This is a genomic window from Lactobacillus delbrueckii subsp. delbrueckii DSM 20074 = JCM 1012 (genome assembly GCF_001433875.1).
Taxonomy (GTDB): Bacteria; Bacillota; Bacilli; order Lactobacillales; family Lactobacillaceae; genus Lactobacillus; species Lactobacillus delbrueckii.
On the sequence record NZ_AZCR01000067.1, the window covers coordinates 1 to 7,411 of the forward strand.

Genomic DNA, 7,411 nt, shown 5'->3' on the forward strand with positions numbered 1-7,411 from the left:
AAGTTTGATTTCTTTAGTGTATTTAGTCATGAAAATAACCCCCGAAATTAGTGTCCTAATTTCGGGGGTCATATCACATTTGACTGCCTTTTTTACGATTGTGCAAGATCTTTAACAGAATCCTATTACTTATCTTCACTGATAACCAGGGCCCCGTCGGCCATGTCCGCCTTCAGCTTCTTGACGTCCAGGTGGTCCAGGTAGTAATCAGTTACTTTGTCACGGATTTCCCGTTCGATGACTCTTCTCAGCGGCCGTGCCCCCATAGCTTCGTCGTAGCCTTGTTCAATCAAGTAGTCCTTGGCGCTTTCACTGACAGTCAAGCTGATGCCCTTCTTGGCTAGAGTCTTGTTTACGTCAGCCAGCATCAAGTTAACGATTTCCTTCAAGTCTTCCTTGGTTAGGTGTCTGAATTCGATGACCGCGTTGAAGCGGTTGAGGAATTCCGGTCTGAAGTAAGGAGCCAGCCGGTCCATCAGCGTCTCGTCCTTCTTAGCGTCGCCCATCAGCTGTTCATTACCGAAGCCGGCGTTAGAGGTAGCGATAATGATGGTGTTCTTGAAGTTGACCGTGTTGCCTTGCCCGTCAGTTAAGCGGCCGTCGTCAAGGACCTGCAAGAGCAAGGTGATGACCTGCGGATCAGCCTTTTCAATTTCGTCCAAAAGGATGATTGAGTAAGGGTTGCGGCGAACCTTTTCCGTCAAGGTGTTGGAGTTGTCATCGTAGCCCACGTAGCCGGCCGTGGTCCCGATCAGCTTGGAAACGGCTGTCCGGTCGGAGTATTCAGACATGTCCAGGCGGATGATGGCATCCTTAGAGCCAAACATGTCCAAGGCCAGCTGCTTGGCCAGTTCCGTCTTGCCGACCCCGGTCGGGCCAACGAAGAGGAAGGAGCCGATTGGCCGATTGCCTTCGTCAAAGCCAGCCCGGTTGCGGCGGATAGCCTTGGCTACTGCTTCAACGGCTTCATCCTGGCCGATAACCTTGCTCTTTAAGCGGCTGCTGAGCCCCTTTAGGCGTTCGATGTCGCTGGCGCCCATCTTGGAAACCGGAATCCCGGTCAGGCGTTCAACGGCAGCGGCCACGTCAGCCGGGGTAGCCACGGTCTTTCTTTCCTCGTGGTTTTCACTCAGCTGCTTTTCCAGCTTTTCAGCCTTGGTCTTGTGGTCAAGGGCGGCTTCGTAGTCTTCCTTTTCAGCGGCCTTTTCCTGGGCCTGCTTTTCTTCCTTGATCTGCTTTTCAATGGTCTTGGCGTCAGTCACCGGGTGTTGGGCAGCCAGGTGAGCGGCGGTCATGTCCAAAAGGTCGATGGCCTTGTCAGGCAGGGACCGCTGCGGAATGTACTGGACTGAGTAGTCGATGGCGGCCCTCAATACGTCGTCTGGCAGTTCCACATTGTGGTGCTTTTCGTATAAGGACCGGAGTCCCATCAAGATCTTGAAAGTTTCAGCTGGACTCGGAGCATTGACAGTTACTTCGTTGAAGCGGCGGGCCAAAGCGGTGTCCTTCATGATGGTGTTCCGGTATTCATCCTGGGTGGTGGCCCCGATTACGGTGATTTCACCTCTGGACAAACCCGGCTTCAAGATGTCGCTCATCCCCTTGGAACCATTGCCGTCGCCCATGCCGCCGGCACCGAGGATCTGGTGGATTTCGTCAAAGAAGAGGATGACATTACCTCTGTCCTTGACTTCCTTGACCAGGTCCTGGATGTTCTGCTCAAAGGAGCCCCGGTACTGGGTCCCGGCTTCCAGGCTGGAGATGTCGATGGAAATAATTTCCTTGTTCTTGATTGCTTCCGGCACGTCCCCGTGGACAATTGCCTGGGCTAAGCCTTCAACGACCGCGGTCTTGCCGACCCCGGCGTCCCCGACCAGGACTGGGTTGTTCTTGGTCCGGCGGGAGAGGATTTCCGCCGTTTCCTGGATTTCCTTGTTCCGGCCGATGACCGGGTCGAGCTTGCCTTCCCGTGCTTCAGCGGTCAGGTTCCGGCCTAACTTTTCCAAAATGCCGTTGGCCTTCTTTTGCTTGCCCTGGAAATTCTTGGCCTGGCCTTGTCCTGGCAGCTGTCCAGTCTTCTGGTATTCAGCGAATTCTTCCGGGGTTACCTGCCGGCCGTTGATCAAGTAGCGGCGGTTTTCGGAATTGAAGCCGCCCAAGTCGTTCATTAATTCTCTAAAAAGATCATCCATATCGTTAAAGTTGTTGTAATCCATGATTTTACCCCTTTCTGAGTAAAATAAGTTGCTGGTTTTTGGCTAACTAAAAACTCCTTCTACATCAAGCGAAATCAAATCAATAGGACTTGCTCAGCGGTTAAACCAGCCTTCGTATTTAGTTTAGTCATCATCGTCATCGCTGAGATAATCATTCTCCAGCTCACGCAGAACCTGCCACATCGCCACGTGCTTGGCCCGGGCGATCGCGTCGAGATCGCGCAAGTTGATTGGCGTCGCATTTGATTGCTGCTTGTTAAATGACTTGTGAAGGGTAGTGTAGCCATAGCCCGACTCTTTCGCCACCCGGTAAATGGTCAGGTGCTTGTCGTCGAGGTATCGAAGAATATCGATCTTCATCGTTCTCACTCCCCTACGCCATCTATTATACTACATCTGTGATATACCACAAGTGTGAAATAACGATTTTTTAAAAAATCGCGAAAAAAAGACCAGCTGGTCAAAAGCTGGTCAAAAAGCTATCTTATTGGGCCACGCGGGCAGCGTGCCGCTTCAAAATCATGTCCACCAGGGCATTAGCCACATTCTCGTTCTTAAGCATCGGGCCGTGGGACCAGGAGCCGATGAAGTTCTTGTAGCGGACCCCGTCTTCCTTTTCCTTATGGTTGTTGCCGTAGCCTTCGACTACCTTGGCGAAAGGTTTGAGCATCTTCCGGTCATCCAGGAAGGTCTGGCCGGAGTGGTTTTCAAAGCCGATGGTCGGGCCCCATTCAGTTTCGTACTTGGTGTCACCGATCATCCGCTTCTCTGGGTCAAATTCCGTGTGCAGGGGCAGGATCCCCAGGCCCTTGATCTTAGTCCCGGAAATGGTGTTGTAGTGGGTTCCCATCAGTTCGTAGCCCCCGCAGATGGCCAGCATGGGGTTGCCAGCCTGGATGTAGTCGTTCAGGGTTTCCTTGAAGCGCTGCAGGTCCTTGGCCACGATGCTTTGTTCATAGTCCTGGCCGCCGCCGAAGAAGACAAAGTCGTAGTCGTCCGCGTTGAACTGGCTGCCCAGGGAGATATTGTCGATCTGGGTCTGCCAGCCTTTTTTATGCAAAAAGTAGCGGAGGATCTTGACGTCACCGGAGTCCCCGTAGGTGTTCATCAAGTCTTCGTAGAGGTAGGCAATTCGAATCAAATTATCATCCATAGTCAAATTCTTCCTTATCGTAATCAATCACACTAATTATAAACTAAAAGGCGGAAAAATAATAATCTAAAGGCCAGATCCTTTTGGCTTGCTTTTTTCACAAACTGGCTTAGACTAAGATGGTAAGCGTTTTCGCAAAAGACGGCGAAAAAGCAAGTAAGTAAAGCAAGAAAAGGATAAGTTTAAAGGATCACATATGAGTGAACAATACATTTTGGCAATCGATGAGGGGACTACCTCAACCAGGGCAATCATTTTCAACCATGCCGGCCAGCAGGTGGCCAGCGTGGCCCGAGAATTCACCCAGTACTTCCCCAAGCCCGGCTGGGTAGAGCACCATGCTGAGGAAATCTGGAACGCAGTCCAGATCACGACGTCAACGGCCCTGATCAACTCCGCCATCCGGCCGGACCAACTGGCGGCCATCGGGATTACCAACCAAAGAGAAACCACGGTGGTCTGGGACAAGGAGACGGGCCGGCCAATCTATCCGGCCATCGTCTGGCAGTCCCGGCAAACTAGCGATATCGCGGAAAAGCTAGTTAAGGACGGCTACAGCGAGATGATCCGGCAAAAGACGGGCCTGGTGATCGACCCTTACTTCTCTGCCACGAAGATCCGCTGGATTTTGGACAATGTGGAAGGGGCCCAGGAAAGGGCGGAAAAAGGAGAGCTGCTTTTTGGCACGATCGACACCTGGCTGGTCTGGAAGCTGACCCGGGGCAAGGTCCATGTAACTGACTGCACCAATGCCAGCCGGACCATGCTCTTTAACATTCATGATTTGACCTGGGACCAGGAGATCCTGGCCCTGCTGAAGATTCCGCGGGCCATGCTGCCGGAGGTTAAATCAAATTCTGAAGTCTACGGGGAAACTGACCCTTACCAGTTCTTCGGCGGCAGAGTGCCGATCGCCGGGATGGCCGGGGACCAGCAGGCAGCCTTGTTTGGCCAATTGGCCGTCAAGCCGGGTATGGTCAAGAACACCTACGGGACCGGGTCTTTCATCGTGATGAACACGGGGGAGGAACCGATTGAATCCAAGAATAATTTGCTGACGACTATTGGCTACAAGCTGGGCGATCAAGTAAACTATGCTTTGGAAGGGTCAGTCTTCGTGGCCGGGTCAGCCATCCAGTGGCTGAGAGACTCGGTCAAGCTGCTGAACTCAGCTCCTGAATCAGAGCAGGCGGCCCTGGAATCTAAAGACGCCAATGAAGTCTATGTGGTTCCCGCCTTTACTGGTTTGGGGGCACCATACTGGGACAGTGAAGCCCGGGGGGCGATTTTTGGCTTGACCAGAGGCAGCAGTGACAAGGACTTGATCAAGGCAACCCTGCAGTCCTTGGGCTACCAGACCCGGGATGTGGTCGACACCATGCAGAAGGACTCGGGCATTGAGATTCCGGTCCTCAGAGTCGACGGCGGGGCTTCAAACAACAACTACCTCCTCCAGTTCCAGGCAGACCTATTAGGCAAGAAGATCGAGCGAGCAGCGGATTTGGAAACCACTGGCCTGGGGGCCGCCTTTCTGGCAGGTTTAGCCGTCGGCTACTGGCAAGACCTAGATAGCTTGAAGGAAATTGCCAAGACCGGGGCCGCCTTTGCACCAAAGATGGAAGAGGCGGAAAGAGACCAGCTCTACGCGGGCTGGCAGCGGGCGGTTCTGGCCACCCGGGTCTTTGCCCACGGGAAAGATTTTTAGTTTTTAACGTTTAACAGGATGAAGGGATAAAAAATGCCAAAGCGGATCGTAAAGTTAGAGGCCGGATACAATTGCCGGGATTTGGGCGGCTATGTCAGCCACGACGGCCGGACTGTCAAGTGGGGTCGGCTCTACCGGTCGGGGTCACTCAGCCACTTGACCAAGGCAGACCAGGCGGAACTGGCCCGGCGGAAGATTGTGGTGGACTGCGATCTGCGCTCCCGGCATGAACAGGACAACTTCCCGGACAAGCTCTGGCCCGGGGCTAAACTGGTCGACGCCCACTTTTACAGCGAGAGCGGGGATGAAGAGGAAGAAGCTGAGGCAGCCTGGGAGAAGTATTCGGTCAAGCTGCCTAAATTGTCCTATCTGGCCATGGCTTACCAGCAGAACCTTGTCGCCCCCAGAACGGGCCTGGTGATGCGGAAGATTTTTAAGGAAATGCTGACCCTGGAAGATGATGAAGCCTTGATCTACCACTGCTCCATGGGCAAGGACCGGACGGGGATGGTGTCGGTGATCGTTTTGATGGCTTTGGGCCTGGAAGACCGGGAAATCCTGCGGGACTATCTGCTCAGCCGGGAATACAGCTGGGACTGGGATGAGGCGGATGGGAACGACCGCTTGGGCCAGCAGATTGCCAAGATGAACCAGACCCAGGTCAGCCAAACGGCTTTTTACGGGATTACGGAAACGATCCGGCAGACCTGGGGCGGATTTGACCGCTATTTTGCCAGCCTGGGCTTTGGCCAAGGAGACTTGGACAGGCTTAGGGATAAGTTTTTAGAATAAGATTTTCGCTCCGGCTTAAGCTGGGGCGATTTTTTTGCCAAAAAATTCTGGGAAAACTAAAATGGAAGGGAGAAGAATTTTTCGCGGATTTTTGGAAAAGAGGGATGCCGGATGGAGATGCAAAGGGTAATTGAACTGGACATGCCGGTCAACTTCCGTGACCTGGGCGGTTATCAAGGCTTGGACGGCCGCCGGGTTAAGTGGCGGAAGATCTACCGGTCGGCGGCTTTAAACGAGATGTCAGCCAGGGACCGGGTCAAGCTGGCCAACCTGCGTATTACGGTGGACTGTGACCTGCGGTCCAGCCGGGAGCAGCGGGACTACCCCGACCTACTCTGGCCGGGGGTCCGTTTTGTGAATATTGGCCTTTACGCTGAAGGGGACCGCTTCAACCAGGCCCATCCTTTCTTGCGCCTTTTTCACCATCTGCCGGAATTTGACGACTACCTGCCTAAGATCTACCAGCAGGTTTTGTTAAATGAGCATTCAGAAGAGGGGATCAAACGGGTCTTTGAGGAATTGCTGAAGCTGCCGGAGGACCAGGCCTTGGTCTACCACTGCGCGGCCGGGAAAGACCGGACGGGGATCATCAGTATTTTGATCTTGATGGCTCTGGGCGTGGACGACAAGACCATCGCGGAGGACTATTTGCTGACGGATGAGTTGTACGATTTTTCCATTGAGAAGCAGCATCCGACTAATGAGAAGCTGTCGCAGGTGATCGCGAAGATGAATGTGACCCGGGGCGAAGGACCCGCGGTTAAAGGGATCACGGAGACTATCCGGCAGGGCTGGGGCAGTTTTGACAAATTTTTTACCAGAAAACTGGGCTTTAAGCAGGCTGACTTGGAAAAGTTCCGGGAAATGTACTTAGAGGAGGAAGAAGAGGACTAATGAATTTAGAAATCTGGCAAGGGGATATCACGACTTTGAAGGTGGACGCGATCGTCAACGCGGCTAACCGGGAACTGCGGGGCGGCGGTGGCGTCGATGGGGCTATCCATCGGGCAGCGGGACCTGAATTGAATGAGGCCTGCCGGGCCTTGGGCAGCTGCGAGACGGGTGAGGCCAAGATCACGCCGGGCTTTAACCTGCCGGCTAAGTACATCATCCATACTGTAGGGCCGGTTTACTCGGGTTCACACAGCGATCCCCTGCTTTTGGCGGCCTGCTACAGAAACAGCCTGCGGGTGGCCAAGGAAAATGGCCTGCACTCGGTCGCTTTTTCCGCGATTTCAACCGGGGTCTACGGCTATCCGCTGGACGCGGCCAGCAAGGTGGCCTTCGGTGAGGTCCGCAAGTGGCTGAGAGAACACAAGGATTACGAAATGCGGGTAATCATGGTGGCCTACGACGCCCGGACTTACGCCTTGTACCAGAAATTGCTGGGCTAGGAAATGTAGATTGACATCTCTCTCACGATGATTCAAACTAATGCTAATTTGAAAATAGTGTAAATTATATTTTCGCCAATTGCAAGAATAAATTGAACACTTACCATAACATCTGGCAGATTTTGACTATCTACGCCGGTAAATGCGGTCA

General features: G+C 53.3%; 7 protein-coding genes. 4 read left to right on the forward strand and 3 right to left on the reverse strand.

What is annotated here, in order from left to right; translation table 11 throughout:
- Nucleotides 1–125: 125 nt before the first annotated feature.
- The 3 genes from FD23_RS07660 to FD23_RS07670 form a co-directional block, all read right to left on the reverse strand.
- Nucleotides 126–2,216: an AAA family ATPase gene (locus FD23_RS07660; protein ID WP_052933806.1), complete on the reverse strand. Its 2,091-nt coding sequence runs from the start codon at nt 2,214–2,216 to the stop codon at nt 126–128.
- Between the two features lie 123 nt (nt 2,217–2,339).
- Nucleotides 2,340–2,576, reverse strand: a complete 237-nt coding sequence (locus FD23_RS07665) for a hypothetical protein (protein ID WP_025896290.1) — start codon at nt 2,574–2,576, stop codon at nt 2,340–2,342.
- A gap of 124 nt (nt 2,577–2,700) precedes the next feature.
- A complete protein-coding gene (locus FD23_RS07670; protein WP_052933805.1) occupies nt 2,701–3,369 on the reverse strand; it encodes a type 1 glutamine amidotransferase in 669 nt (222 codons plus the stop codon).
- Between the two features lie 196 nt (nt 3,370–3,565).
- Between FD23_RS07670 and glpK the strand changes: the two genes are divergently transcribed.
- The 4 genes from glpK to FD23_RS07690 all read left to right on the forward strand — a co-directional run bounded on the left by glpK (nt 3,566) and on the right by FD23_RS07690 (nt 7,260).
- Nucleotides 3,566–5,074, forward strand: coding sequence for a glycerol kinase GlpK (gene glpK, locus FD23_RS07675; protein ID WP_052933804.1), 1,509 nt, complete (start codon nt 3,566–3,568; stop codon nt 5,072–5,074).
- 33 nt (nt 5,075–5,107) lie between these two features.
- Nucleotides 5,108–5,866 (forward strand): tyrosine-protein phosphatase, encoded by a 759-nt coding sequence (locus FD23_RS07680; protein ID WP_025896288.1) that lies wholly within the window; start codon nt 5,108–5,110, stop codon nt 5,864–5,866.
- 111 nt (nt 5,867–5,977) lie between these two features.
- Complete coding sequence (locus FD23_RS07685) at nt 5,978–6,760, forward strand: tyrosine-protein phosphatase (protein WP_025896286.1); 783 nt, start codon at nt 5,978–5,980, stop codon at nt 6,758–6,760.
- Nucleotides 6,760–7,260 (forward strand): O-acetyl-ADP-ribose deacetylase, encoded by a 501-nt coding sequence (locus FD23_RS07690; protein WP_003613594.1) that lies wholly within the window; start codon nt 6,760–6,762, stop codon nt 7,258–7,260. The genes FD23_RS07685 and FD23_RS07690 overlap by 1 nt, the downstream gene beginning before the upstream one ends.
- Nucleotides 7,261–7,411: the final 151 nt, after the last annotated feature.